This window comes from Paenibacillus sp. J22P218, from assembly GCF_056269195.1.
The window spans coordinates 365,717-391,134 of record NZ_JBWDNL010000004.1 but is presented as its reverse complement, the minus strand read 5'-3'; the positions used below and the strand labels follow the sequence as shown (position 1 = coordinate 391,134).

The window sequence follows — 25,418 nt, the reverse complement described above, 5'->3', positions numbered from 1 at the left end:
ATGAAAGATGCGAGTGGTGCTTTTGTCGGGGGGTTCAGGAAAGCGGCTATGGCCGATGTCCAACGATGTACGGTCCAAAATCTATTTACGGCTTCTGCCTGACGGAGCCGGCGGCATGGAGTCCATGATCCAGCGTATAAGCAAGCAGTTGGAAGCGGCGGGACTGCTGCAATCGGCTTATATTATGACCCATAAGAGCCAAGCGGAAATAACCAAAAACCATATCGGCAACCGTATCCCGCTGCTGACCGAATCCTATAAGCGCGGTACGTTCACGGCAATCGCGCTGGCCGCCAGCTACTTTCATTCCGAATTAGGCGTACCGCTGGACGAGACGATCTGTGTCATTCCTGCCGACGCCTATGTAGAAGCGGACTTCTTCGCCACCTTGCGCCAAATGCCGGCCGCTCTTGCTGCGTCGGGTGCCGATCTGGCGCTGATCGGCACGCCGCCAACCTATCCAAGCCAGCAATATGGCTACATTGTACCGAAGAAGGGGGGCGACGAGAGCGGATATATTCCAATTGAGCAGTTCGTCGAGAAGCCGGATCAGCGGCTGGCGAAGCGGCTAATCCGCAAGCGGGCCATGTGGAATTGCGGTGTATTCGCGTTCTCGCTGCAGTTCATGCTGGATGCCTTGCGAGAGAGGAACTTTCCTACGCAATATAAGGATTGGAACGCCCTCTATGAAGGACTGCCGGAAATCAGCTTCGACCATGAAATTGTCGAGAAGACTGCTCGCGCTATCGTATTGCCTTATGCCGGAATTTGGGACGACCTAGGGAATTGGAACACGCTAACCGGCCATATGGGAAGCGCCATAGTCGGACTCGGCGATATAACGGACAGCAGAGAGCACACCCATTTGATCAACGAGCTATCGAGTCCAATCCATATTATCGACGTACCGAATATTATAGTAGCCGCCAGCGCAGACGGTATTCTAGTCGCCCGCAAAGACAAGTCGAGCCTGATCAAGGAGAAGCTCGGAACGGCTCTTCCCTATCCGATGTATGAAGAGAAGATGTGGGGGAAAATGAGCGTTCTGCATCATGCGAGAGGCGAGCGGGGAGAAGTCGTCACGAGGAAGCTGGAGATCGAGGCAGATCGGCATACCGCGTATATGATGCATATAAAGCGGACGAAGGTATGGACCGTGGCGTCGGGTGAAGGCTCGTTCCTGTGCAACGGCGAGCTGCGGCGAATCGAAGCGGGGGATGTGCTTCATATAGCAAGCGGCACCAGATATGGGGCGAAGGCTTTAAGGACGCTTGTCATTATAGAGAACGACATCGGAGGAAGCTTGCTTAAAGAAGACGAAGTAAGCTTAGCTGAGACCTGGGAAAGCGCGCTGAGCTATGAGGGCTTGGGGCGGTCAGAGGCATAATTTGGACTTATGGCCGTCATTTATTATATGATTGATAATAGACTCGCTGCCTGGCGTCAGCCCGGCAGATTTCTCTATAAGAGGTGAGCTGTTATCTTTATCTTTATTATCGAATTAATCGTTGTTATAACCGTATTCACATACCTGCTGCTTAACTTCTATCCGGCCTTCGGCGGCAAGCTGACGAAGGAACGGAAGGAAGCGTTAAGCGCATCCGATCAGTATGAGAACGGCAAATTTATTAATGCAATTGCTACTTCTATGAATATGAGTTTCAAAGAGCAGGTGAAGGTAGCCTTTCAATTTATGAGGGGTAATCCGAAGAGCCGTCCAAGCAAGCCTGTTAAGGTAGAGACGTTGAACGCCGCTCGGCTGCAGAAGGCGAAGCGCCCGGCGATTACTTGGCTTGGCCATTCCGCGCTGCTGCTGGAGATGGATGGAAAGACCGTTCTGATCGATCCGATGCTCGGCAATGCGCCTTCGCCTTTTCCGATAATCGGAGGGAAACGCTTCAGCAAGCAGCTTCCGATCGATATTGAGCAGCTTCCGACCATTGATGCGGTGCTTATTTCCCATGATCACTACGATCATCTTGATTATGGCTCTATCATGAAGCTGAAAGACAAGGTTAAAAAGTTTTTCGTGCCGCTGGGCGTTGGTCCGCATCTGCTGCGCTGGGGCGTTGACAGCCAGAAGATTGCAGAGGGTGATTGGTGGGATGAGTTCGATTACGAAGGAATGACGCTGGCCTGCACGCCAGCCAGACATTTCTCGGGCAGAAGCTTGACGGACCGCAACGCTACGCTGTGGTGCTCATGGGTGATTCAAGGCCATGACGCGAGCGTGTTCTTCAGCGGCGACAGCGGCTACGGGCCGCACTTTAGCGAGATCGGGGGCAAGTACGGCCCGTTCGATCTGACTTTAATGGAGTGCGGACAGTATGACGATCGCTGGGAGGCCATACATATGATGCCGGAGCAGACGGTACAGGCGCATCTTGACGTCCGTGGCAAAACGATGATTCCGATTCACTGGGGAGCTTTCACGCTTGCGCTTCATAGCTGGACCGACCCCGTCGAGCGGGCGGTGAAGGAAGCGGCGCGCCTCGGTGCGTCGATTGCAACGCCGAGGATTGGAGAGACGGTCTATCTGGATGCGGAGGATTATCCAGTGTCGGCATGGTGGACAAGGGATGGGTAGTCGAATTCCGTCTTCACTAAATATCAACTAACGCTTCCATGATCTAAAATGGTATAATAGTAAAATATTCGGAAGTTGAATGAATCGGCAAAAGACTGTTTTGGCACAATAATGACGGCATGTCTTGTCATGGACAAGCTTTCGTGCTCGTGCCAGCTTGTTAAGTGAGGCTAATGACCCGTATTTGCGGCATCGAGCCCAAAAAAAGTTGAAACCTTTCCTGAAGATACAACGTTATAGTACGACATATCTGAAAATTTGCGAAAGTTGCCGAGCGACTCTGCAAGGAAAGGAGGTGAACATATAAAATGGCTTCGATTAATCTAGTAAAGGGTCAAAAGATTGATCTGACGAAAGGCAATACCGGACTTACGAAGGTTATCGTCGGTCTTGGCTGGGACCCTGTCCAAACGAAAGGTTTCTTCGGAATGAAGAAAGCTCCGAACATCGACTGCGATGCGTCCGCCCTTCTTCTGAACGATTTTGATAAATTGGCGAAAGACAATCAACTTGTATGTTTTCACAATAAGACGAGTCCGTGCGGCTCTGTCATTCACTCCGGCGATAACTTGACGGGTGATGGCGACGGAGACGACGAACAAATTTATGTAGATCTAGCGAAGGTGCCTTCGGATGTTCATAAGGTGCTTGTCGTCGTTAATATCTACGATTGCGAGAACCGCAAGCAGGATTTCGGAATGATTCAGTCCGCGTACATTCGGATCATGGACGGAAATAGCAGCAATGAGTTGATTAAGTTCAACTTGAGCGACAATTATTCCGGTCTGACCGCGCTTGTATGCGGTGAATTGTACCGTCACGGCTCCGAGTGGAAATTTGCCGCGATTGGTGAAGGAACGCATGCTCCCCATATCAATCTGCTCGCAAACCGCTATAAATAATAATATTTATTTAAACTAATGAGAAGAGGCGAATGAACCATGGCTATTAACTTGTCCAAAGGTCAGAAGGTAGACCTGACGAAATCGAATCCAGGTCTGAGCAAAATCACAGTAGGTTTAGGTTGGGACACGAATAAATACGACGGCGGCAAAGACTTCGACCTTGACGTATCGGTTTTCTTGACGAACGCTGCTGGCAAAGTTGAATCCGAGAAAAACTTCATCTACTTCAACAACAAGCAGAACGAGAACGGTTCCGTCGTACACACGGGCGACAACCGTACGGGCGAAGGCGATGGAGACGACGAGCAAATCCAAATCGATCTAAATTCCGTTCCGGCTAACGTAGAGAAAATCGCATTCACGATTACAATCTACGAAGCTAATGAGCGCAACCAAAACTTCGGTCAAGTATCCCGCGCTTATGCGCGTATTCTTAACGAAGCTTCGAGCCAAGAGCTGATTCGCTTCGACCTAGGCGAAGACTTCTCCGTTGAGACGGGCGTAGTTGTAGGCGAGCTTTACCGCCACAGCGGCGAATGGAAGTTCAATGCAATCGGCAGCGGCTACAGAGACGGTCTTGCGGGTCTGACTCGCGACTACGGCTTAGCATAAGCAACAACCACACACAAGCTCAAGGCTTTCCATCCGGAAGGTCTTGAGTTTGCCTAATCTTATAGGGGTTTCTAGAAGGCCCGTCTGGCCGGACATTCATGAAGAAAGAAGGAGATTCGTATGACAATCAGTCTTTCCAAAGGACAGAGAATCGATCTAACCAAAACAAATCCGGGGCTCACGAAAGTTGTAGTTGGACTTGGCTGGGACACGAACAAATACAACGGCGGCAACGATTTCGACTTGGACGCATCGGCTTTCCTTCTCTATGAGGATGGCAAGGCGAAGGGCGCTGACGATTTCGTATTCTATAATAATAAGAGCGGCGGAGCAGGCTCGGTTCTCCACACGGGAGATAACCGTACAGGTGAAGGCGATGGAGACGATGAACAAGTCCAGGTCGACTTCAGCAAAATCCCTGCATCGATTCATCGAATCGGCATCACCGTAACGATTTATGACTATGAATCACGCGGGCAGAACTTCGGTCAAGTATCGAATGCCTTTGTTCGTGTCGTAGATGCCGCAACGGATCGCGAAATTATGCGTTATGATCTAGGAGAGGATTTCTCGACCGAGACAGCAGTCGTATTTTGCGAATTTTACCGTCACGGAACGGATTGGAAATTCCAAGCGATCGGCAGCGGCTTCCAAGGCGGCTTGAGCGCGCTTTGCAAGAACTACGGATTGGATGCGTCATAGGAAAAGGTAGCTTGGTGATGAAGCGATAAGCTGAATCACCTTTCTTCAATAAGAAGTGAAGTAGCGATTATGCCTGACACAGCAAAGTGCCAAAGGGTGGAGAGAAGGATGACCGTACAAATTATTAAAGGCCAGAAGGCCGATCTGACGAAGACGAATCCAGGTTTAACCGAGGTAGTTGTCAGCCTAGGCTGGCGCGCGCCGAGCTCGATGGAGCTTGATACTTCGGCATTTCTGCTCCGGGGAAACGGCAAGGTAGCCGGAGACGACGATCTTATCTTTTATAATAATCCAACGACTAGCTTTATTACGTATCAAGATGGACAAGCTGCCGGCGATAACAAGCAGTTCGTTATTAAGCTGCAGCAGGTTCCGACTGCCATAGAGAAGGTTGCATTCTCCTTAACGATCTATGACAGTGATAACCGCAAACAAAATTTTGGACAAGTGGGGAACGCCTTCATCCGGTTCGTCAATAAGCAGACCGGCGCTGAAGTTCTTCGATATGACCTTGGAAACGACTTCTCCGTTGAAACAGCTATTGTTGTTGGAGAATTATATAGATACAATGGTGAATGGAAATTTAATGCGATCGGTGCAGGATTTGCCGGTGGACTTGGAGCGTTGTGCGGCAACTTCGGCATTGAAGTGAACGATGAGCCGGCAGCACCGCCGCCGTCGCCCGTACCGCAGCCGCCAGCCCCGAGGCCGGCGCCGCCTGCTCAGCCACCAGCGCCTAAGCAAGAATCGCCGCCCGTGCCGCTTAATCTCAACTTGAGCAAGATCGAGTTGAAGAAAAAAGGCGATACGATTAATTTGAAGAAAACGGCAGGCGGTTTGGGTGAAATTCTGATCAACCTGAACTGGAATCAGCAGACGAAGAGCGGCGGGTTCTTCGGACGCGGCAGTAAAGGCGTTGATCTGGATCTTGCCTGCTTATATGAGCTGAACAACGGTGAGAAGGGCGTCATTCAAGCGCTCGGAGAAAGGTTCGGACAGCTGAACCGTTCACCGTTCATTGCGCTTGACGGCGACGATCGGACAGGCTCAGTCAAGACGGGCGAGAACTTGCGTATTAACGGTGCGCGAATTGCCGACATTAAGCGGATCCTTGTGTTCACCTTCATCTATGAGGGTGTGACAAGCTGGTCGCAAGCCGATGGCGTCGTAACCGTGAAGCAAGAAGGCGGTCCGGAAATCGTGGTCCACATGAACGAGCATGATAATAGCAAAGGAATGTGTGCGATTGCTATGATTCGTAATGTGAACAATGAGACGTTCAGTATCGAACGACTCGTTCAGTTCTATAATGGACATCGAGAGATCGACCAGGCTTATGGCTGGGGACTGCGTTGGGTCGCAGGCAGCAAGTAGCTTTTTGCAGTAGTCATCGCACTATGAGGAGATGGACAGGGTGGTAGATTTTTTTAACAGTGTCGTAGAAAACTACGGTCATTTTTTCTCGTGGCAAGAGGTTGTCAATACGTTGACAAGCCCACAAAGCTGGACCATTATCGCCACACTAGTGCTGCTTGAAGGGTTATTGTCGGCAGATAACGCGCTCGTGCTTGCGGTTATGGTCAAGCACTTGCCGAAGGAACAGCAGAAGCGCGCGCTCTTCTACGGTATTATTGGCGCCTATGTCTTCCGCTTCATCGCGATCGGCTTAGGTACGGTTCTTGTCCAGATTACCTGGATAAAAGTGTTAGGCGCGCTGTACCTGCTTTATATCGCTTATTCAGGTATATTTAAGAAGAAGGAAGAGGAAAGCGAGACGAAGAACAAAGGCTTCGGCTTCTGGCGCACGGTACTTATGGTCGAATTAATGGACATTGCGTTCAGTATCGACAGCGTAATCGCCGCTTTCGGCGTCAGCGAAGAAGTATGGGTATTGTTCGTCGGCGGACTCCTCGGCGTTCTGATGATGCGCGGCGTCGCGCAAGTATTCTTGAAGCTGATCGACAAGTTCCCTGAGCTTGAGATAACGGCATTCATCATGATTGCGCTTATCTCGGCTAAGATGCTAGCAGCTGCCTTGTTCCATTACGAGCTGAACCATTTCATTTTCTTCGGGCTGCTAATCGTCGTATTTGGCGGTACAATCCTGTTAAGTTCGATGAAGAGGAAGCGGGAAGAGAAGCAAGGCGCTTAATGACCTAATGAAACGACAATGATTGATCAATTCCCGCCACAAAAAAGAAAGTTATAGTCTGTTGCGAACGGCTCCGTCCTTTGGTAGTAACACACATACCGCAGGTTGCATGGAAATGCACCCGCGGCGTGTACTTAGGCGGAGTCGTTTCTGTATCATGAACCATGGTATCCATCGACAGCATTAACGATTGCCGAGTAACCATGCATTCGAAATAAGGAGGAGACGGCTCTGAGATATTTTAACTATTTAACACGCGAAGAAGAGACTGCATTGTTCGTCAGTCCGCCCATACCTTTCAACCAATCCTCCGACAAAGACCTGCTCGCATACGCAGTAGGCGCGGCTTTATATATGCCGGCTACTCGGCAAACGATTGCAGAAGACCTGCTAAACGCCAAGCATGAAGGACTTGCTTCCATTGTCATTGATCTGGAGGATGCGGTCGGTGACCAGCAAGTCGAGCTTGCTGAAGAGATGCTGATGCAGCAGCTTTTTCTCATTGCCTCCTATGTGAAGATCGGCGTGCTGTCTGATTCGCAGCTTCCGCTTATTTTCGTAAGAGTAAGATCCGTGGATCAGCTCAAGAGATTGATAGGGACATTCGAGCAGTTAATTACGCATATAACCGGCTTCGTGCTGCCCAAGTTTACGCCGGAGAACGGCGAGGCTTATTTCTATGAGATTGCTACCTACAACAAGACCAGGGGAGAATCGAGTCCTGTGCTGTACGGGATGCCGATCTTGGAGACGGCATCGGTTATTTACCGCGAGAGCAGGGTGGAAACGCTGCTGGGCATAAAACGTATACTGGACAAGTATCAGACATACGTACTCAATGTAAGGATCGGGGCTACTGATTTCTCGAGCTTATTCGGGCTTCGCCGAAGTCCGGATATGACGATTTACGAGATTGCGCCGATTCGCGATACGATCGCTGATATTATTAATATTTTTGGTAGAGTCGATTCCGGGTACGTCATTTCCGGTCCGGTGTGGGAATATTTCTCCAACCGGGAGCGCGTGCTCAAACCTCAGCTTCGCATAACACCGTTCGAGGAGGCGCTCGGCCATGTTGGCCGCGATCTTCGTTCGCTCTATATATCCAACTCTATGGACGGACTCATTCGGGAAGTCATCATGGATAAGGAAAACGGCATTACAGGCAAGACGATCATTCACCCGACGCATATTAAGCCGGTTCAAGCGCTGTATGCCGTCACGCATGAGGAATATATCGACGCGACAAGCATTATTTCGAACAATAACGGCTATCTTGGCGTCATGAAGAGCCAATACGCCAACAAGATGAATGAAATTAAACCGCATCTGAACTGGGCAAGGCGCATACTGGCGAGATCACAAATTTACGGGGTGTTACATGAGCAGCAGCATTTTATCGGACTATTGCCCGGACATGAGCAAGTATACAGTTAATATATTGGATCGCATCGACGTTCAGATCGAAGTGACGCATAACCCGTTCGAGCTTCCGGTCGATCTGTTCTTTGCTATGGCGGCGAGAATCAACAAGAAGCGTTCCTTTCTATTCGTCAGCAAAATGCTCGGCAAGCATATTCCGGTCAATCCGTATACGTCGCTTCTAAGCGGCGCAGCGCTTGCGCTGCTGCTTCTGACGGAGCAGGATGATGATACAGCGCTTCGCGTCAAACCGCTGCTGCAACAGGCGCTGGAAGGTCTGCGTGACGAGAGTCAGGCGCAGGCTGCCTACGAAGCGTTGGTAGCTGCTAAGCTGTCGCCATCGGCGCCGCTTGCCTTCATCGGCTTCGCTGAGACGGCTACCGCGCTTGGTCATGCGATGTACAATGTGCTTGCGGAGCAAGCGACTTATATTCATACGACGCGCGAGGATATTCCCGAGCTCGTCTCCGTTATTAACTTCGAGGAAGAGCACTCCCACGCGGTTGCCCATCGTTGTTACGCATTGAAGCCGGAAGTGCTGTCCGGCACGGAGCCGATTGTGCTGGTCGATGACGAGATTACGACGGGCAAGACGGCGCTTAATATTATTCGCGATATACAGTCGAAGTTTCCGCGCAAGCGGTATATCATCGCTTCGTTGCTCGATTGGCGATCTGAAAGCGATGAGCGCGCCTGCGAGGAGCTGCAAGCTGAGCTTGGCATTGCGATTGAATCGGTATGCTTGCTGAAGGGGCGAATTACGGCAGTAGGCAGCCCGCCTGACGAGATACCTGTGCCTCGCGATCTGTCGGGCTTCCCGGAAGCAGAGCTTTCTATTGTTCACTTAGGCGATAGCTTAGAGCAGGTAAAGCTTGCGGTAGGCTCCGTAGATTCGAGCGGCCATCCTAATGGGTCGCCGTACACGATCGCTACGGGCCGATTCGGTATCGAGGCGGCGCAGCGTTCAGCGATTGACGGAGAGATTAGCCGTATAGCGGAGGAGCTGCGGCAGCAGCGCAGCAGTGAGCGGACGCTCATTATGGGCACGAGTGAATTCATGTATGTGCCGATGCGCATCGCGGCAGAGATGGGAGCGGGCGTCCGCTACCAATCGACGACGCGCAGCCCGATTCATACATCGGACGAGCCAGGGTATGCGGTGAGGAACGGGCAGCCGTATCCGTCGCCCGAGGACCTTGATGTGAGGCACTTCATCTACAATGTGGCGCCGGGGCAGTATGACGACATATTCGTCTTGTTCGAGCGGGATATGCCGCAGGAGCGAGTTGCGCCGATGCTTCAGATATTGCGGAGGCTGGCAGGCAGTAAAGTGCATGCGGTGTTCCTGACCGCGAATACGCACGGCTGGGAGAGTCTCGACCAATGAAGATGGAGAACAACGAAGTTGATGTACGATTGTCAGAGAAGATGATTGCACCTCCATCGCCTATTGGCAGCTATGATCTTTCTGATGTGACGTTTCTTCTGAAGGATATAAGCTCGGTTCAGCTTGAACGGACGACCGAGGAACGGGAAGCGGCCATTCAATCCGGTGTACATTATTCCGAAATGCTGCCTACGGAATATGAGCCTTCTGCGGCGTATATTGAGCTATTCCACCGGACGCTGGATCAATCGGCTCGGGATGTCGCCCTTGCGGCGGCCATTGTCGCAGAGCGGATTGCGGAGAAGCGAGGCAGGGACGTAGTGCTTGTCTCGCTCGCGAGGGGCGGGACGCCTGCCGGCATTTTGATTAAGAGGTATTTGGCTTATCGCTACGGATGGGACGTTAAGCACTACAGCATCTCTATTATTCGAGGCAAAGGCATTGACGAGAACGCTATTCTTTATATTTTGCAGCAGCATGGGGCTCATACGGAGCTTCAGTTCGTGGACGGCTGGACGGGCAAGGGCGCGATTCGCGGCGTATTGGCCGAGGCGGCCGAACAATTCGAATCCCAATATGGCTATCGCATGAATGATGATCTAGCAGTGCTGGCCGATCCCGGCCATTGCTGTACGCTGTTCGGCACGCGCGACGATTATTTGATCCCGAGCGCTTGCCTCAATGCGACGGTCTCTGGCTTAATTAGCCGCACCGTACAACGCGACGATCTGATCGGTCCTGGCGACTTCCATGGCGCGAAGTATTATGAGGAATGGAAAGAAGCGGATTTGTCGCATACGTTCGTGGATACCGTATCGGCCAGCTTCCCGGATATTGCCGACGAGGCGGCTGCGCAAGCGGAAGAAATGGAGCGACATCCCGCCGCGGCGACGTGGCAAGGGCTTGCCGACATTCGCATGCTGCAGCAGAAATACGGCATCGACAACGTTAATCTCGTGAAGCCGGGTGTAGGCGAGACAACAAGAGTACTGCTGCGGCGCATGCCGTGGAAGATAATCGTGAACCGATTGGACAACCCGGGCTTGAAGCATATATTGCTGCTGGCCGAGGATCGGGGCGCAACGGTAGAGGTTCTCCCCGAGCTGACATATTCTTGCTGCGGTATTATTAAACCGCTGAAAGGCGATGCCGAATGATCTATGCAAGCGACTTGGACCAAACATTAATTTATTCGGCAAGATCGATCGGCGTGCCGACTGATTCGTACGGCATCGTGCCTGCGGAGAGGTATCAGGATAAGACGATTGCCCATATTTCGCAGGAAGCATTACGGATGCTGGCCTATTTGCCGCGTGACGTGCAGTTCGTTCCGGTAACGACAAGAACGGAAGCGCAATATCGGCGCATTCATATTTTCCAAGACGTGATCGTTCCGCAATACGCGGTGACGAGCAACGGCGGCAATATTATGAAAAATGGCGTACCTGACCGTGAATGGCGCTCGCATATCGAGCGGAAGCTGGAAGCGGGCTCGGCATCGTCATCGGAAGTGAGGCAACATTTCGCAGGCCTGCTCGAGAGCGATTGGGTGCTGCGCGAGGACTTATGCGACGAGCTGTTCTACTCGATTCTGATCGATCGCGATCGGATGGATCTGGAAGCCGTTATGGAGAAGGCAGAGACAGTGAAGCCGCTGGGCTGGGAAGTATCCATTCAAGGACGCAAGATCTACCTCGTACCTTCCGTCATTAACAAATGGGATGCAATCGCCCATATCAAGAACCGCCTCGGAGAGCGTGAGGTAATTGCCTCCGGCGATTCGCTGCTTGACCGCTGCCTGCTGGATCAGTCGGATTACGCGATCGCTCCCGCCCACGGCGAGCTGTTCCGCGAGAAGCAGCGCGATCCAGCGTCGGTGACGATAAGATTCACGGAGCGCTCCGGTATCTTCGCGGCTAATGAAATCGTAAATTATGTCCATCATATCTCACAACAATTGAAAGCGGTGAACAATCCGGCATGAAGAAGAAGGTTAATCTGTATTTCAATCGATGGTTCTCGGTTTCCTATTTATATATGAATCATTTGCGCAGTAATCCGGACGGCGTGGAGTTCAAAATTTTCGGTACGCATCCCGATCCGATGCACATGTCTCTGCAGGGCTGCGATTATGCTGAGGTTGAGCCGGTGCTGCAAGGTGTGGAATATGTTCAATACCTGGTCGATTTTTGCCGCAAGCACGAGATTGACGTATTTATTCCGCGTCTTAAGATGCTGGACATCGCTAAGCATGTGCATCTATTCGATGCAATCGGCACGAAGGTGCTCGTCTGCCGCGATACGGTGCTGCTGGAATCGCTTGTCGAGAAGGATCAGTTCTATAAGTCGCTTGCCGGCAAAGGCATTATGGAAATTCCCGCTTACGAGATCGTGAACAATGCCGACGATTTCAAGGCTGCGTACGAGCGCCTTGTTGCCGCCGGACATCGCGTATGCTTCAAGCCGAACAATTCGGAGGGCGGCCTTGGCTTCCGAATTATCGATAATGAGCGCGATCGGCTGCAGGAGCTGTTCGGTTATGTCACGCAGCTTACGTCTTTCGAAGACGCATATCGCACGCTGTCGAGTGTAGAAACCTTCGATGATCTGATGGTGATGGAGCTGTTGCCGGGCCATGAATACAGCATTGACTGTCTCGCAGACGGTAACGGTCGCTTATTGGCGGCGGTGCCAAGGCGGAAGGAGAGCGGTCGCCTGCGCGTATTGGACAACAATGCGGAGCTGATCGAAATCGCTCGCCGTGTTGCAGATACGTTCCATATTCCGTACAACTTCAACATACAAATGAAATATAACGGCGATACGCCGAAGCTGCTGGAGATTAATCCGAGAATGTCCGGCGGCCTTCATGTCACTTGTCTGTCGGGCGTCAACTTCCCGTATCTTGCAGTGAAGTCGGCTCTAGGCGGAGAGGTTGGACCGATTACCCCGGAATTCGGCATCTGGGCAAGCCATATTGAGCAGCCGATGCGCATGCACGATTGGTCCAAATAAGACGATTTGCCAGCTGAATCCGACCTCTGAAGCGCGTGCGTGAGTTGACATGACCCTTATGTTATTTCTACAATATAAGGAATTATAAGTTGCACCTCTATAACTTGGCTTATAAAGACACGGCTTTAGGAGGTCGGGATTCATGGGATCGAAAAAAAATATGCTGGTAGGAGCCGGCGTCGGCTACGCAGGCGCAATTATTTCGAGCTTCTTCCTGCCTGAGTTCGCGTCGCTTGTCATACCTGCTGTAGGAGCAATGGTTGGCGGTCTACTTCCAAGTCGAAGCAGAACGCGGAATTCAATCGACGCCACGCCGCCTTCGCAGCAGCTGCCAAACGGCGGATATCATGGCGGCCAGCCTGTACAAGGTCAAATACAAGGTCAACCGTCACAAGGACAGCAATACAGTCCTCATCTCTTCAACCCGCAGCAGGGCGCACCTTTCCAGCAACAGCCGGAACCATCTCGCGCCGCTCCCGTAGTAGAGGAGACGAAGCAGAAGCCGGAGGTTAGCGCGGAGTTTGCTCCTGTCATTGAATATTTGGAAGTATTGGAAGACATGATTATATCCGAGGGCCGGAAGAACACGCTCGACAGCGAGATCGTCGACAAGTCGTTATCGTTGTTCGCCCGCGTGCAGCGGGTCATTCCGCTGATTGACCAATTGGGCGACGGCAACATTAATCATACGATCCGCAGACTGGTCCTCAAAGATTTGAATGGCTTTATTAATCCGTTCCTACGCCTCAGCGGAGAAGCGAAGAGCAAGAACCGCCGCACGCTGTTGAATGGCCTTAAGGATGTCGATACGAAAATTTCCGATATCGCATCTACGATCGAGCATAAGGACTTGCTGGAGCTGCAGACCAAGGCGGAGCTTATTCACCAACGCTACAGAGGCTCCGATTTATAGAATCGCCAAAGTGATCATTCGCACCGCGACTGAAGCTTAAGACTGATAAATCGTTGTAGGAGGGGTTTAGATGGCAGTTCAAATGATGAATTTGAAGAAGGAAGACGAGCAGAAGGTCGAGCAGGAGGCGTCTCAGCTTATACAGAAGGTGGCGCAGACGGATACGCTGTCGCTTGATCTCTTAATGGACGAGATCGGCAAGCTTGGCACGAAGACACAGGAGAAAGCTGGACAGACGCTGAAGATGCTCGATCGTCCCGTCAACGACCTGATGTCAGGCAACCGAGCTGATGTATCCAACATGATTCTGAAGCTGCGCAGCGAGTGCGAGAGCTTGCAACAAAGCAAGAACGTTGGATTCGTAGGCAAGCTGCTTCGCAAGAGCCCGCTTAAGAACTATGTGTACAAGTATCAGACGGTGAAGACAAACGTCGATGCGATCGTTACGGGGCTCCGCGATGGCAAGGACTCGCTTGAAGAGAACATCGTCAACATGCGTCAGCTGAAGCGTTCGTCGATCGACGAGATTTATAACTTGAATACGAAAATTGCTTTCGGCGATAAGCTGAAAGATTTGTTCGAGGTAGAAATCGCGAAGCCGGAGAACGAATCCCGCAAGACGCATTTGGAACGGGGTCTTCGCAAGGTCGTTACGCGCATCCAATCGATGACCGAGATGATCATGCTCTATAATCAAGCGATTGCCGCTACCGATATTATTAACGACAACAATGATAAGCTGATTGATTCCGTGAGCAATGCGATCGACAAGACGACGAACTTGATTACGGTGTCGGCGATGATCGCCCTTGCGCTGAACGATCAAGAAAAGGTTATCGCAGCCGTTGACGCGACGAACCGGACGATCGAGGAGCAGTTCAAGGAAAATGCTCGCTTGCTTCGGACGACGACGGAGAAAACGAATGAACTATTGTCTAAGCCGTCGATGTCGATGGAGGCTGTCAACCAAGCGATCGGCGATCTGATGGCTGCGCTTGATTCGTCCGAACAGTCGAATCGCCGCATCATCGACAGCTGCAAAGACTATACGGTCAAGATGACGGCGATCAACGGACAGATGAATCAACGCCTTGGTCTTAACGCTGCAGCTACGCCGCAAGCGATTAAGGATGCCGCGTCAAGCGATGAGCTGAGCAGCTTTTTGAAATAAGAGTTGGAAGAAGAGGGGGACGCCTAGGCGTTCCTCTTTTTGTTGCCGAATAAATTAATTCCGATTGAAACGATTGGAATTTGTCGGTATGGACTAGCATTGAAGATTGAAAGCGGTTATTATAGAAGGAATTATATTGTTTGCTGGAAACATCCTATAGCGGAATCGCGGCTGCATACCTCGCAACTTGCAGCGGCATCGAAAAGGAAGTGTGCGATACATGTTGAAGCAGAAGATTTTGAACCGATCCACGGGGATATTGACATATGGCATTACGCCGCCGAAGAAGAGCCATACGCCGGAGAAGATGAATGAAATTGCGCAGAAGCAGCGCGAACGGCTGAGCAGTCTGGAACTGGACGGGCTTATTCTTTACGATGTGCAGGAAGAGGATGCAAGAACCGGTGAGGAGCGCCCATTCCCGTATCTCGAGACAATGGACCCGAATACGTTTTGCAAGGAATACTTAAGCGAGCTCGATGTGCCGAAGATCATTTATCGCTGCGTCGGCAACAATACCGAAGAGGAAATGTCCAATTGGGTGCTTGGAGAACGGGAGCAGGATCGCTATTCCGTATTCGTTGGCGCGTCCTCCAGTCAGCAGCAAGTAAAGCTGGACTTGCTGGACGCCTATGAGCTGAGCAAGAAGCTCAATGACCGCATCGTGCTCGGCGGCGTCGTCATTCCGGAGAGGCATATGAAGAAGAACGACGAACATATTCGGGTTGCGACGAAGACGGCCAAGGGCTGTCACTTCTTCATTTCGCAGGCGACGTACAACCTGGAAGCGTCTAAGAACTTCCTATCCGATTACTACTACCATTGCAAGAACAATGATCTTGAGATGGTGCCGATACTGTTCAACCTTGCGCCGTGCGGCTCGCAGAAGACGCTTGAGTTCATGAAGTGGCTTGGAATCAGCATTCCGAGATGGCTGGAGAACGATCTTGTTAATTCCAACGATATATTGGACAAGTCTATTAATCTATCGCGGAAGATTTTCGAAGAGTTGTTCGAATTCGGCTTGGAGAAAGGCGTTCCGATCGGCTGTAGCGTAGAGAGCGTGTCGACGAGAAAGGTCGAGATTGAAGCCTCTATCCAGCTTGCTAAAGATATTAGAACGATTATGGATAAGAAGCTGCTCAGCGCCGTGATTCGTTAACATAGTGTCAAGCCCTCCCACATACAGTAATGGTAACTGGATGAAGAGGAGAGGAGGCTCTATGGTACCCTCGATCCTGCTGGGCGTTATCATCGTTGTGTTGATTGTCGTAGCAAGCAGTGAGAAAGCGGAAGCTATAGCCGAATTGAACGATGGATAGCCATACACTTGAAGCCCCAGCGATGGGGCTTTTTTTTGAAAGAACGGGCTGCGAAAGTTGAGAATCGACGAGATTGAACCTGCTATCCTTACGTAAGCGAATTTGATAGAATAGAGACAGAGAAGGTTAATGCTGGAATGGCGGAATGGAGGGAGTGCGCTTGGAGTTTTCATTCGAGTTAATGGATGATTCACAGATCAACATTTATTATCAGTACGGCAGTACGACGTTCATGTTCAATTTGTTCACCCAATACGGCGAGTGGACTCTGCATCCTTTTGACGGCATCCTGCTGCAGAACAAGGAAATGTGCGCGCTGGTTGTTGCGGAGCTGCTGAAGAACAAAGATTTTCATGTACTGTTGGCACGCGAGAACATTACACTCACCTCGCTTCGGACGACGATTGAGCTGAATCCGCGCACCGTACCTGCGGAGAGGCAGCAGCGTCGCGTTACAGATTCGAATTATGACGACAAGACGGACTTTATTGAGTCCAATACGTTCGAAGATATATTGGAGATGGAGAAGGAGCAGCTTCAAGAGCGAATTGCCTTTTTCCAAGACATTATCAGTCGGATGTACATGGACGGCTACGGGCCGGAGGATGAAGATTTCAACAAGGTGCAGACGCTGATCCGCATTTATAAGGAGACGCTGGAGCGCCTCTCGGATATAAACGGCTTTGATATGAAGCGCAGAAACGACAGAAGATGGTGACGGTGAGACGATGAATGAATTAATCCAGCTATCGCGTAGCGGCGACCCGAATGCGTTTAGGGAGCTGCTGTCGATCCATAAGGACAAGGTATACCATTTTGCCTTTCGGATATTGCGCAATAAACAGGAGTGCGAAGATGTCGTGCAGGAGACGTTCATTCGCATTTATTTGAACCTGCATCGGTTCGATGAGAAGAAGAGCTTCACAACCTGGATGTTTGAAATTTGCAAAAATGTTTGCTACGACATCCTGCGCCGGGAGAAGGTGCGCAAGAAGCTGTCACTTGATGCGGTCAATCCCGAATTGACGGACCATAATTCCTTTTTGGATATACTGCCGGACCTTGATAAGCTGCCCATCGATCAAGTTATCGAGAAGGAATTGAGCAATCAAGTACATACCATAATTAATCATCTGCCTGAGCAATATAAGGAGCTTGTCTATCAGCGCTACATATTGGAGATGTCACTGGAGGAGATGAGCGTACAGGACAGCTTGCCGATTAACACGGTGAAGACGAGGTTGTTCCGCGCGCGCCAGTTCATTAAGAAAAGATGGGGCGGCGTATTTTTGCGGGCGAACCTGTTGATGCTATCGATGATCTAATCGGTTGGGAAAAGGAAGGGGCATTCAAGGTTATGAAAAGCTTAGACGCAGCGCAGCTTAATGAGCGTGATGGTTACAAGCTGCTGATTGGCAGCATACTGCCGCGGCCGATTGCTCTGGTGACTACGCTGACAGCAGGCGGTACGGTGAATGCCGCTCCGTTCAGCTACTTCAACATCGTGACGGCTAATCCGCCGCTTATATCGATTTCGGTGCAGCGCAAGCAAGGCGAAATGAAGGATACGGCTAGAAACGCGGTTGCGAGCGGCGAATTCGTTGTTCATATCTCCGATGAGACGTATGTCGATCAGATGAATGTAACGGCAGCTAGTCTTGAACCCGAGGAGAGCGAGGTTGAACTTGCGGGCTTGACGACGGTTGCGAGCAGCAAGGTGTCCGTTCCCGGTATCGCTGAGGCGAGAATTCGGATGGAATGCGTGCTGGAGCAGGTGATTCCGCTAGGCGAGAAGGACGGGGCGACTGCATGCGATCTGCTGATCGGTCGTGTCGTTTACTTCCACGTCGACGACGAGCTGTACGATAACGGCCGCATTAAGGTGCAGGAGCTGAAGCCGGTAAGCAGGCTGGCAGGCAGCGACTATGCAAAGCTCGGTGAAACATTCTCGTTGGATCGGCCGAATTAAATAGAAGGAGAATCGTGCGATGGAGGCGCGGTTCTCCTTTTTTGTTAATGCGGGCATGCTCTGGAACGCCAATCAGGCGCTGCGTCAGCTTCTGCAAAAGCTGATGTAGCGCCCGTGGGGTGATCCGACTTAGCTTATTAAAGCTACAGCTTGTTGCTCGGCTTGCAGCAGGCGTTCGCGTACACGAACGACTTCTCCGATGATGATCAGCGCGGGATTGCTTAGGTGCATGGAAGCGGCAAGCTTGTGAATATCAGCCAGTGTGCCAATAATGGTACGCTGGCTTGCCGTCGTTCCGCGTTCGATCAGAGCGACTGGAGTGGATGATGGCTTGCCGTGCTTCAGTAATTCCTCGCGAATCGCGCCCAACTGGCTGACGCCCATATAGATTGCAAGGGTGTCAACGCTATGGGCTAGCAAGTCCCAGCGCACGGGCGATTGGTCGCCGTGGCAACGGTTGCCGGTCACGCAGGCAAAGGAAGAAGCGTATTCGCGGTGCGTAACTGGAATGCCGGCAGCGGCGGCAGCTCCGATCGCGGACGTAATACCCGGCACGATCTCGTACGGGATGCCGCAAGAAGCGAGCTCAAGCACTTCTTCGCCGCCGCGGCCGAAGACGAACGGGTCACCGCCTTTCAGTCGGACGACGGTTTTCCCTTGCGAAGCATAGCTGACAAGCGCTTCATTAATTTGCCTCTGCGGCATAGCATGCGCTCCAGGCGCTTTGCCGCAGTACACAAGCTCGGCATCCTGCCTGGCATATTGAAGCAGCTCTTCGCTTGCCAGCCGATCATAGAGGATGACATCGGCGATTTGGATACGGCGCATTGCCTTGACCGTAATGAGTTCGGGATCGCCGGGACCTGCTCCGACAATGTACACAGTGCCATACGCCGTATTTTTCATAGATGCCGCTCCTTATCTTATCGATTGATTATGCGTATACATATATGGAGCCGCTCTCGCGGTCGACTTCCGTTTTGTAGGTCGTAATGCAGCCGTCATCGGGTTCATGCGCGCGGCCGCTGTGAAGGTCGATCTTCCAATCATGGAGCGGGCAGTGTACGGCCGTGCCGCACACCATCCCTTCCGAAAGTTGGCCGCCTTTGTGCGGACACTTATTATCAACGGCTAGAATGCTGTTATCGCTTAGGCGGAACAAGGCAATTTCCTTATCATCGATCTTAAGCTTGCGGGAGCTCTTCACATCGATATCGGATAAATTGGCAATCAAAAATTTTGTTGTCATATGAAGGCGCCTCCTAGCTTTGTACCGGTTGCGGTGTAGTAATCTGTTCAAAGTTTTTGCGCAGTTCTTTGTTTTCGATGATTTGTTTCCAAGGATCTTCTTGCAGGCTGATCGTTTTGTCCAAGCGATCTTTCAGCGCCATACGTACTTCATGGTCCTCCAGCGCCTTCTTCACATAGTCGAGACCGACGCGCTCAACCCAGTGCATCGTTCTTTCGCCCCATGTCGCTTCCTCGCGGTACAGCTGCAGGAACGCCGACGACCATTCCATAACCTCTTCCTCGGTCTTTACAACCGTGAGCAGATCGGTTGCTCTTACGTGCACGCCGCCGTTGCCGGCGATATGAATTTCCCAGCCGCCGTCGATCGCAACGAGGCCGACATCCTTGATTGTCGCTTCCGCGCAGTTGCGCGGGCAGCCGGACACGGCTAATTTGACTTTTGCCGGCGCATTCATGCGTTCGAACGCTTTTTCCAACTTGATTCCCATGCCCATAGCGTCTTGTGTGCCGAAGCGGCAGAATGTATTGCCGACACAAGTCTTGACGGTACGAAGCGTCTTGCCGTACGCGTGTCCGGAAGGCATGTCGAGATCTTCCCACATGCTAGGCAGGTCTTCTTTCTTGACGCCCAGCAAGTCTAGGCGCTGACCGCCTGTGAACTTGACGAGCGGCACATCGTACTTCACGGCCACGTCGGCAATGCGTTTCAATTCTTCCGGCGATGTGACGCCACCGTATATACGCGGAACGACCGAATAGGTGCCGTCCTTTTGGATGTTTGCGTGATAACGCTCGTTCGTAAAGCGGGATTCCTTCTCGTCCACGTATTCCTCCGGGAACAGCATGCCGAGGTAGTAGTTGAGCGAAGGGCGGCATTTCGAGCAGCCTTCGGCGTTTTTCCATTCGAGAACGTTCATCACTTCTTTGATTGTTTTGAGGCCCATACGCTTTATTTCAGCGACAATTTCGTCTCTTGAATGCGTGGTGCAGCCGCAAATGCCTTCTTTGACCGGCTCGCCGACAGCGTCGCCTGCGTATAGATGCAGCAAGCCTTCAACATCGGTTTTGCAGCCGCCGCACGATGCAGCAGCCTTCGTGCACGCTTTAATGGCGCCGACGGTATTGCAGCCCTTGTTCAAGATTGCGTTGCCGATATCGCCTTTGGATACGCCGTTACAGCCGCAAATAATTTCGTCGTCGGCTAATGCCGCAAGGTGAGCGGTAGGGTCCTTCTTAGCACCGCCTCCGCCTGGGGCGAAGCCGAGCAAAATTTCTTTCTCGCGGCCTTCGATGGACTCGCCTTTCTTAATCTTGGCGAACAGCTCGGCTCCGTCGGAGATGTCGCCGAATAGGACGGCTCCGATTAATTTACCGTCTTTGATTACGATTTTCTTATAGGTGCTGGCAAGATCATCTTGTATACGCATGGAACGCGTGCCAGGGGTATCTCTGAATTGGCCGGCGGAGAATACGTCTACACCCGATACTTTCAGTTTCGTCGACGTAACCGAACCGTGATAACCGTCGGTAGCAACTCCTGCTAAATGTTTCGCTAGTACCGCCCCTTGCTCATAAAGCGGTGCGACGAGTCCGTAAGCGACACCGCGGTGCTCGGCGCATTCGCCGACTGCATAAACGTCAGGGATGCTGGTCTGCATGTAGTCATTGACGATAATGCCGCGGTTTACTTCCAAGCCCGTTGCTCGCCCTAGCTCGACATTCGGTACGATACCGGCGGCCATGACGACCAGGTCGGCACTGGTTTCGGTACCGTCTGAGAATGTAAGACCCGTTACGCGCTCATTACCGCTAATGCTCGCCGTTTGTTTGCTCATAAGGAAATTCATGCCTTGCTCTTCCAGCTCGCGTCTCAGCATTTCGGAAGCTGGCTCGTCAAGCTCTCTATTCATTAAATAAGCATTTCTGTGAATAACGTCAACTTCCATGCCAAGATGGAGCAGACCGCGCGCTGCTTCGAGCCCTAACAGGCCGCCGCCGATAACCGCTGCCTTCTTATACGCCTTGGCCGTATCGATCATAATCTCGCAGTCGCGAATATCGCGGAAGCCGATGACGCCTTCCTTATCTGAGCCTGGTATCGGCAGCATGAACGGATTCGAGCCGGTGGCGATAACAAGGGTATCGTATTCTGCCACAAGGCCGAGGTGAGTGAATACTTTTTTCTTGTTCGTGTCAACTTTCATGACCGTATGGCCTGTGTGCAGCTCAATGTTATTTTCTTTGTACCAGTTCCAATCATTAATGACGATTTCGTTCATGTCGGCTCCGCCTTCGAGAACGGACGACAGCATAATTCGGTTATAGTTAGGATGTGGCTCTGATCCAAAAATCGTAATCTCGTAAGCGTCGGTCGTCAGCTTCAACAAATGCTCAACGGCGCGCACCCCCGCCATGCCGTTGCCGATAAGCACTAGTTTTTTAGGTTGTGTCATGATATTCTCTCCTCCCGCTAACTCTCTGTATATTTGGCTGTAAAATGAGTAAAGCCCGCTTTCGAAACACGGGATGGCATACATCTCCCATGAGAACGAAAGCAGGCGTCATTGCCGCTTCAATCGAATACATCGTTGTATTCGAGAATCATATTTTTTATTGGTAACGTAAATATACAACGTCAACCAGCGACATGTCAACATAGTTAACATGTAATTTTAGTTCAATGACATGTCGACATTTTCCTGTGTTCTATGTTATATATATTCACAAAGACTATAACGGCCATTGTTGAAGGGGCTTATCATTCACCGCGAATCGTGAACTTGCGCCCTTGTAGGGCAGAGGCAATCGAATGCGTTTTGTAAAGTCTATTGAAGGAGGCGCTCCTGCATGCGTTCTATGTTAGTGGTTGACAATCTGCGTGATCCGGCATTTAAGGTGTCTGGGAAGCTGCCGAGTCGTGGTCCCGCGGGACACACACCGCAATATTTGCTAGAAGAGTACGGTTATCAGGTTACGCTGCTCGATCGGGATGATCAGACGGCGAAATATATAGACGGCGCGGATGCGGTCATCCTTCACGTCCCGCTGAACGAGGTGAAGGCATGGGGAACGAAGCTGCTTAAGCGGAAGCGCGTGCCGATCCTTTGGTGGTGCAGCACGACGGCAGCTTCCTTGTCTGCTGCATTCTGTGAGGACGATGCTCCGGTGGACGGCATATTAACGCCCAGCATGAGCGGGCCGGAGCTCCACTGGGCGCTTCAGTTCGGTTCTAAGCAGTGTATGGAGCGTCAGCAGTGGTACAATGAACGGAAGCAGCTGGAGTCGCGTATGGAGGAGCGTAAGTGGATCGATGCGGCGAAGGGGATACTGTGCAAAATAAAAAACGTATCCGAGGCCGAGGCTTACGATCTGCTGCGCAAGCAGGCGATGAATGAACGCAAACGTATGGTTGACGTGGCGACGTCTATCGTGAAGGTATATCAAATATTGCAGGATCAGAAATAAGGGGGCCGTATGATGATCGATCTATTAAAGGAAGTTGCCCGGGGCAAACGCGGCGCTCGTGACTTGACCTACGAGGAAGCGCATCAAGCGGCAGAAGCGATATTGAATATGAAAGCAACACCGGCGCAGATTGGCGCCTTCTTCATTGCCGAGCGGATCAAAATGGAGACGGTGGAGGAACTGGAGGCGTTCACGGCTGTATGCCGCAGCCAAGCGTTCCGCTCGCCGATTCAAGAGGGACTGGATTGTGCAGGGCCGTATGATGGACGCAAAAAATCGTTTATCGCTACGTTCCCGACTGCGTTCCTGCTTGCATCTGCAGGGCTGCCGGTAACGCTGCACGGCACAGCGTCACTGCCACCGAAGTGGGGCATTACGCTGCAGGATTTGCTGCTGCAGCTCGGCATCGATGCGGAGCGTGTGCCGCAGAATCAAATCATTCAAGCAGCGGAGAGCACGGGGGTTCTGTACGTTCCGGCCGAGCAATGGTGTCCGCCGCTTAAAGCGATCCGCTCGATTCGCGAGGAGCTGGGCATGCGGACCGTGCTGAATACGGCGGAGAAGCTGATCGACTACTCGCTGTCTCCTTACCTCGTGTTCGGCGTTTATCACAACACTGTATTCGACCGCATGTCCAAGCTGGTAACGAACCTCAATTATAAGAAGGCGCTAATCGTGCAGGGGGCTGAAGGCTCGGAGGATCTGTTCATCGAGCGTCCTACGCGCACCTATCTTGTCGAGAACGGAGAGCCGCAGCTTCACGTTATTAATCCTGAGACCTACGGGCTGGATACGCCGCTGCCGGAGATGGAGTGGACGCCGCAGCTTCAGATCAGCGTAGCCGAGGACGTGCTGCAAGGACGCGGAGACATGGCTTTCACTAATCAAGTGCTGCTGAATGGCGCCGTTCGACTGCGACTTGCGGATAAGGTGGATTCGGTTGAAGAAGGGTTGTATACGTGCAAGCATTTGCTTGATAACGGCGCTCCCCTCGAGCTGTACCGGAACTGGCAAGCGGTGATGAGAAGCGGCATCGCGCAAGCGGGACGCAGTTAGTGGCAGAAGAGGAATTGACATTCATCGTTAGGTGAAAATATATAAAAATTAAGGTCATACTGCCTTGAGGCGGTATGACCTTTTTGCGTGCGATTGATGCTTTCATAGGGGCTAAGCTATCGAAAGCTCGTACAGCCCTGCTTCCTCGCTGCCCAATACAATGCAGCCATCCTTTAGTTGAATGTCTGTTTGATCGTAGTAAGTCGTTACAACATCTAATCCAGGTGCATCAAATAAGCCGGAGAGCGCAGTCCTTGTTCGGAGGAGTTTGACTCTAAATTTAATTTTCTCTCTAAACTGCCGAAAAATCTCTAGATTATCCGTTGGGTTAGCGATTGCGCTCTCTTTAGAAACTGAGGCGATTATTGATGGGGGAGTCGAAACGGCCGAGTATAGCTGACTAAACGTCTGATTGCAGCTTTTGGCGATACGATCCAAAACTTCTAACGGCATGGGATCAGCTCCAATGAAGCCAGGCTTACTGGCTCTTTCATTTATCCTGTGGAGTAGAATTTCTGGATCCTGGGCTGCCAAAAGTATAAATTCCATTTCGAACCCGGCTCTAAGCAAAACTTCAATACAGTGTTTGACACCGCTTAACTTAACAGCTTGCAGTATAACAACTAGCGGTTTGTTGGATCCCGAATGATTCGAAAGGCGATCCTTCATCTCTCCGGCCGCTAACTCAACTAATCGGTTAACGGTTAGCTTTAAGATGTCAGTAGGAGAGTTGGACTCTAATTTCTGAAGCTTCGGCTCAAAGAAAGTGCTATTCAATACATCTTTGTCTACCATAACAAACTGTGATCCTTTATATTTAACCTTCTCTATCTTGAGACTGCTGCTCTTGCCAATAGCGGGAGGACCGAATAGGACTACCACTCTTGCCAATCGGAATCCCTCCTAATCCATTCTTCCACTTCTTTGAATGTGACGCCTAGAGGTTCGAATATGGCATTTAACATTTTGGGCGTATAATCATCGAGATCTCTCCTGAGCAATACTTGTCCGGCATTATAGGCAATGTCGATTTTGGCTTCTGCCAATCCGTCTTCTCCCCTGGCTACTGCGTTAGTTAGCTCGGAATGAATGTATAATACGATATCCTCCAGGTGCTTGTAATGATTAGTAGACATGGCGATAGCGGAAGGAGGTGCATCGGCAGATATCAGCTTGATTCCTTCATAAGCAGCGAGATTAGGATATGGGTTTGCAGCTCCAATAGACTTGAAGTTGAGGTCATAATAGGCTAAAGGCGAGACGGGTTCTGATAAAGTCGGTTCTAGAGAGTTCCGTTGGACCGTCATCTCGATTGTTTTTCCGTCCACAACCATAATCACGCGGCCCTCCGTATTTTTATATATCTCAGGCACGCCCAGTCTAGTCCAATCTGCGTTTACGGCTTTATCTCCCATATGAATCACCTCTTCCAATCATTCGTATAGCCTTATTTTACCATAACTTCTTAGCCGATGCAGCCTTGCCTTCG

General features: G+C 51.3%; 25 protein-coding genes. 20 read left to right on the top strand and 5 right to left on the bottom strand.

Annotation, left to right across the window (positions count from 1 at the left end):
• Nucleotides 1-7: 7 nt before the first annotated feature.
• The 18 genes from AC0YN0_RS19850 to AC0YN0_RS19765 all read left to right on the top strand — a co-directional run bounded on the left by AC0YN0_RS19850 (nucleotide 8) and on the right by AC0YN0_RS19765 (nucleotide 18,157).
• Entirely contained in the window at nucleotides 8-1,387 is a 1,380-nt protein-coding gene (locus AC0YN0_RS19850) for a sugar phosphate nucleotidyltransferase (RefSeq protein WP_475822791.1), read from the top strand.
• A gap of 261 nt (nucleotides 1,388-1,648) precedes the next feature.
• Nucleotides 1,649-2,587 carry an MBL fold metallo-hydrolase gene (locus AC0YN0_RS19845; RefSeq protein ID WP_475822790.1) on the top strand — a complete coding sequence of 313 codons (939 nt, stop codon included), beginning with the start codon at nucleotides 1,649-1,651 and terminating at the stop codon, nucleotides 2,585-2,587.
• 308 nt (nucleotides 2,588-2,895) lie between these two features.
• Complete coding sequence (locus tag AC0YN0_RS19840) at nucleotides 2,896-3,489, top strand: TerD family protein (protein ID WP_337100724.1); 594 nt, start codon at nucleotides 2,896-2,898, stop codon at nucleotides 3,487-3,489.
• 39 nt (nucleotides 3,490-3,528) lie between these two features.
• Nucleotides 3,529-4,104: a TerD family protein gene (locus AC0YN0_RS19835; RefSeq protein WP_337100725.1), complete on the top strand. Its 576-nt coding sequence runs from the start codon at nucleotides 3,529-3,531 to the stop codon at nucleotides 4,102-4,104.
• A gap of 120 nt (nucleotides 4,105-4,224) precedes the next feature.
• Nucleotides 4,225-4,806 carry a TerD family protein gene (locus tag AC0YN0_RS19830; protein WP_442049344.1) on the top strand — a complete coding sequence of 194 codons (582 nt, stop codon included), beginning with the start codon at nucleotides 4,225-4,227 and terminating at the stop codon, nucleotides 4,804-4,806.
• 108 nt (nucleotides 4,807-4,914) lie between these two features.
• Nucleotides 4,915-6,180, top strand: a complete 1,266-nt coding sequence (locus AC0YN0_RS19825; RefSeq protein ID WP_475822789.1) for a TerD family protein — start codon at nucleotides 4,915-4,917, stop codon at nucleotides 6,178-6,180.
• A 31-nt stretch (nucleotides 6,181-6,211) separates the two neighbouring features.
• Complete coding sequence (locus tag AC0YN0_RS19820; RefSeq protein ID WP_442049346.1) at nucleotides 6,212-6,958, top strand: TerC family protein; 747 nt, start codon at nucleotides 6,212-6,214, stop codon at nucleotides 6,956-6,958.
• A 291-nt stretch (nucleotides 6,959-7,249) separates the two neighbouring features.
• Nucleotides 7,250-8,395, top strand: coding sequence for an HpcH/HpaI aldolase/citrate lyase family protein (locus AC0YN0_RS19815; RefSeq protein ID WP_475823039.1), 1,146 nt, complete (start codon nucleotides 7,250-7,252; stop codon nucleotides 8,393-8,395).
• Nucleotides 8,340-9,767 (top strand): phosphoribosyltransferase family protein, encoded by a 1,428-nt coding sequence (locus AC0YN0_RS19810; RefSeq protein ID WP_475822788.1) that lies wholly within the window; start codon nucleotides 8,340-8,342, stop codon nucleotides 9,765-9,767. Before AC0YN0_RS19815 ends, AC0YN0_RS19810 begins: the two co-directional genes overlap by 56 nt.
• Nucleotides 9,764-10,924, top strand: coding sequence for a cysteine protease StiP family protein (locus tag AC0YN0_RS19805; RefSeq protein WP_475822787.1), 1,161 nt, complete (start codon nucleotides 9,764-9,766; stop codon nucleotides 10,922-10,924). The genes AC0YN0_RS19810 and AC0YN0_RS19805 overlap by 4 nt, the downstream gene beginning before the upstream one ends.
• Complete coding sequence (locus AC0YN0_RS19800; protein ID WP_475822786.1) at nucleotides 10,921-11,751, top strand: HAD family hydrolase; 831 nt, start codon at nucleotides 10,921-10,923, stop codon at nucleotides 11,749-11,751. Before AC0YN0_RS19805 ends, AC0YN0_RS19800 begins: the two co-directional genes overlap by 4 nt.
• Nucleotides 11,748-12,782: an ATP-grasp domain-containing protein gene (locus AC0YN0_RS19795; protein ID WP_475822785.1), complete on the top strand. Its 1,035-nt coding sequence runs from the start codon at nucleotides 11,748-11,750 to the stop codon at nucleotides 12,780-12,782. Before AC0YN0_RS19800 ends, AC0YN0_RS19795 begins: the two co-directional genes overlap by 4 nt.
• Before the next feature lie 142 nt (nucleotides 12,783-12,924).
• Complete coding sequence (locus AC0YN0_RS19790; RefSeq protein WP_475822784.1) at nucleotides 12,925-13,695, top strand: DUF456 domain-containing protein; 771 nt, start codon at nucleotides 12,925-12,927, stop codon at nucleotides 13,693-13,695.
• A 70-nt stretch (nucleotides 13,696-13,765) separates the two neighbouring features.
• Nucleotides 13,766-14,866, top strand: coding sequence for a toxic anion resistance protein (locus AC0YN0_RS19785; protein ID WP_442049352.1), 1,101 nt, complete (start codon nucleotides 13,766-13,768; stop codon nucleotides 14,864-14,866).
• A 220-nt stretch (nucleotides 14,867-15,086) separates the two neighbouring features.
• On the top strand, nucleotides 15,087-16,028 hold the full coding sequence (locus AC0YN0_RS19780; RefSeq protein ID WP_475822783.1) for a methylenetetrahydrofolate reductase: 942 nt from the start codon (nucleotides 15,087-15,089) through the stop codon (nucleotides 16,026-16,028).
• 320 nt (nucleotides 16,029-16,348) lie between these two features.
• Nucleotides 16,349-16,906, top strand: a complete 558-nt coding sequence (locus AC0YN0_RS19775) for a hypothetical protein (RefSeq protein ID WP_475822782.1) — start codon at nucleotides 16,349-16,351, stop codon at nucleotides 16,904-16,906.
• Between the two features lie 10 nt (nucleotides 16,907-16,916).
• The gene (locus AC0YN0_RS19770; RefSeq protein WP_475822781.1) at nucleotides 16,917-17,513 is read left to right on the top strand and encodes a sigma-70 family RNA polymerase sigma factor; all 597 of its coding nucleotides are present in this window, start codon (nucleotides 16,917-16,919) and stop codon (nucleotides 17,511-17,513) included.
• A gap of 32 nt (nucleotides 17,514-17,545) precedes the next feature.
• On the top strand, nucleotides 17,546-18,157 hold the full coding sequence (locus tag AC0YN0_RS19765; protein WP_475822780.1) for a flavin reductase family protein: 612 nt from the start codon (nucleotides 17,546-17,548) through the stop codon (nucleotides 18,155-18,157).
• 129 nt (nucleotides 18,158-18,286) lie between these two features.
• Here AC0YN0_RS19765 and cobA read toward each other — a convergent pair whose 3' ends face one another.
• Genes cobA through nirB form a run of 3 tightly spaced genes read right to left on the bottom strand, consistent with a single transcriptional unit; the run spans nucleotide 18,287 to nucleotide 21,861 of the window.
• Nucleotides 18,287-19,063 carry a uroporphyrinogen-III C-methyltransferase gene (gene cobA / locus AC0YN0_RS19760; RefSeq protein ID WP_475822779.1) on the bottom strand — a complete coding sequence of 259 codons (777 nt, stop codon included), beginning with the start codon at nucleotides 19,061-19,063 and terminating at the stop codon, nucleotides 18,287-18,289.
• Nucleotides 19,064-19,091: 28 nt separating this feature from the next.
• Nucleotides 19,092-19,406: a nitrite reductase small subunit NirD gene (gene nirD / locus AC0YN0_RS19755; protein ID WP_475822778.1), complete on the bottom strand. Its 315-nt coding sequence runs from the start codon at nucleotides 19,404-19,406 to the stop codon at nucleotides 19,092-19,094.
• A gap of 13 nt (nucleotides 19,407-19,419) precedes the next feature.
• A complete protein-coding gene (gene nirB, locus AC0YN0_RS19750; RefSeq protein ID WP_475822777.1) occupies nucleotides 19,420-21,861 on the bottom strand; it encodes a nitrite reductase large subunit NirB in 2,442 nt (813 codons plus the stop codon).
• Nucleotides 21,862-22,255: 394 nt separating this feature from the next.
• On the opposite strand from nirB, the gene AC0YN0_RS19745 reads away from it, so the two are divergent.
• Nucleotides 22,256-22,873, top strand: coding sequence for an ANTAR domain-containing response regulator (locus AC0YN0_RS19745; protein WP_337100741.1), 618 nt, complete (start codon nucleotides 22,256-22,258; stop codon nucleotides 22,871-22,873).
• Nucleotides 22,874-22,885: 12 nt separating this feature from the next.
• Nucleotides 22,886-23,929: an anthranilate phosphoribosyltransferase gene (locus AC0YN0_RS19740; protein WP_475822776.1), complete on the top strand. Its 1,044-nt coding sequence runs from the start codon at nucleotides 22,886-22,888 to the stop codon at nucleotides 23,927-23,929.
• Between the two features lie 111 nt (nucleotides 23,930-24,040).
• On the opposite strand, the gene AC0YN0_RS19735 is transcribed toward AC0YN0_RS19740, so the two are convergent.
• Together AC0YN0_RS19735 and AC0YN0_RS19730 are read right to left on the bottom strand one after the other, a co-directional pair.
• Nucleotides 24,041-24,820, bottom strand: a complete 780-nt coding sequence (locus AC0YN0_RS19735; protein ID WP_475822775.1) for a hypothetical protein — start codon at nucleotides 24,818-24,820, stop codon at nucleotides 24,041-24,043.
• Nucleotides 24,805-25,344, bottom strand: coding sequence for a hypothetical protein (locus AC0YN0_RS19730; protein ID WP_475822774.1), 540 nt, complete (start codon nucleotides 25,342-25,344; stop codon nucleotides 24,805-24,807). The genes AC0YN0_RS19735 and AC0YN0_RS19730 overlap by 16 nt, the downstream gene beginning before the upstream one ends.
• Nucleotides 25,345-25,418: the final 74 nt, after the last annotated feature.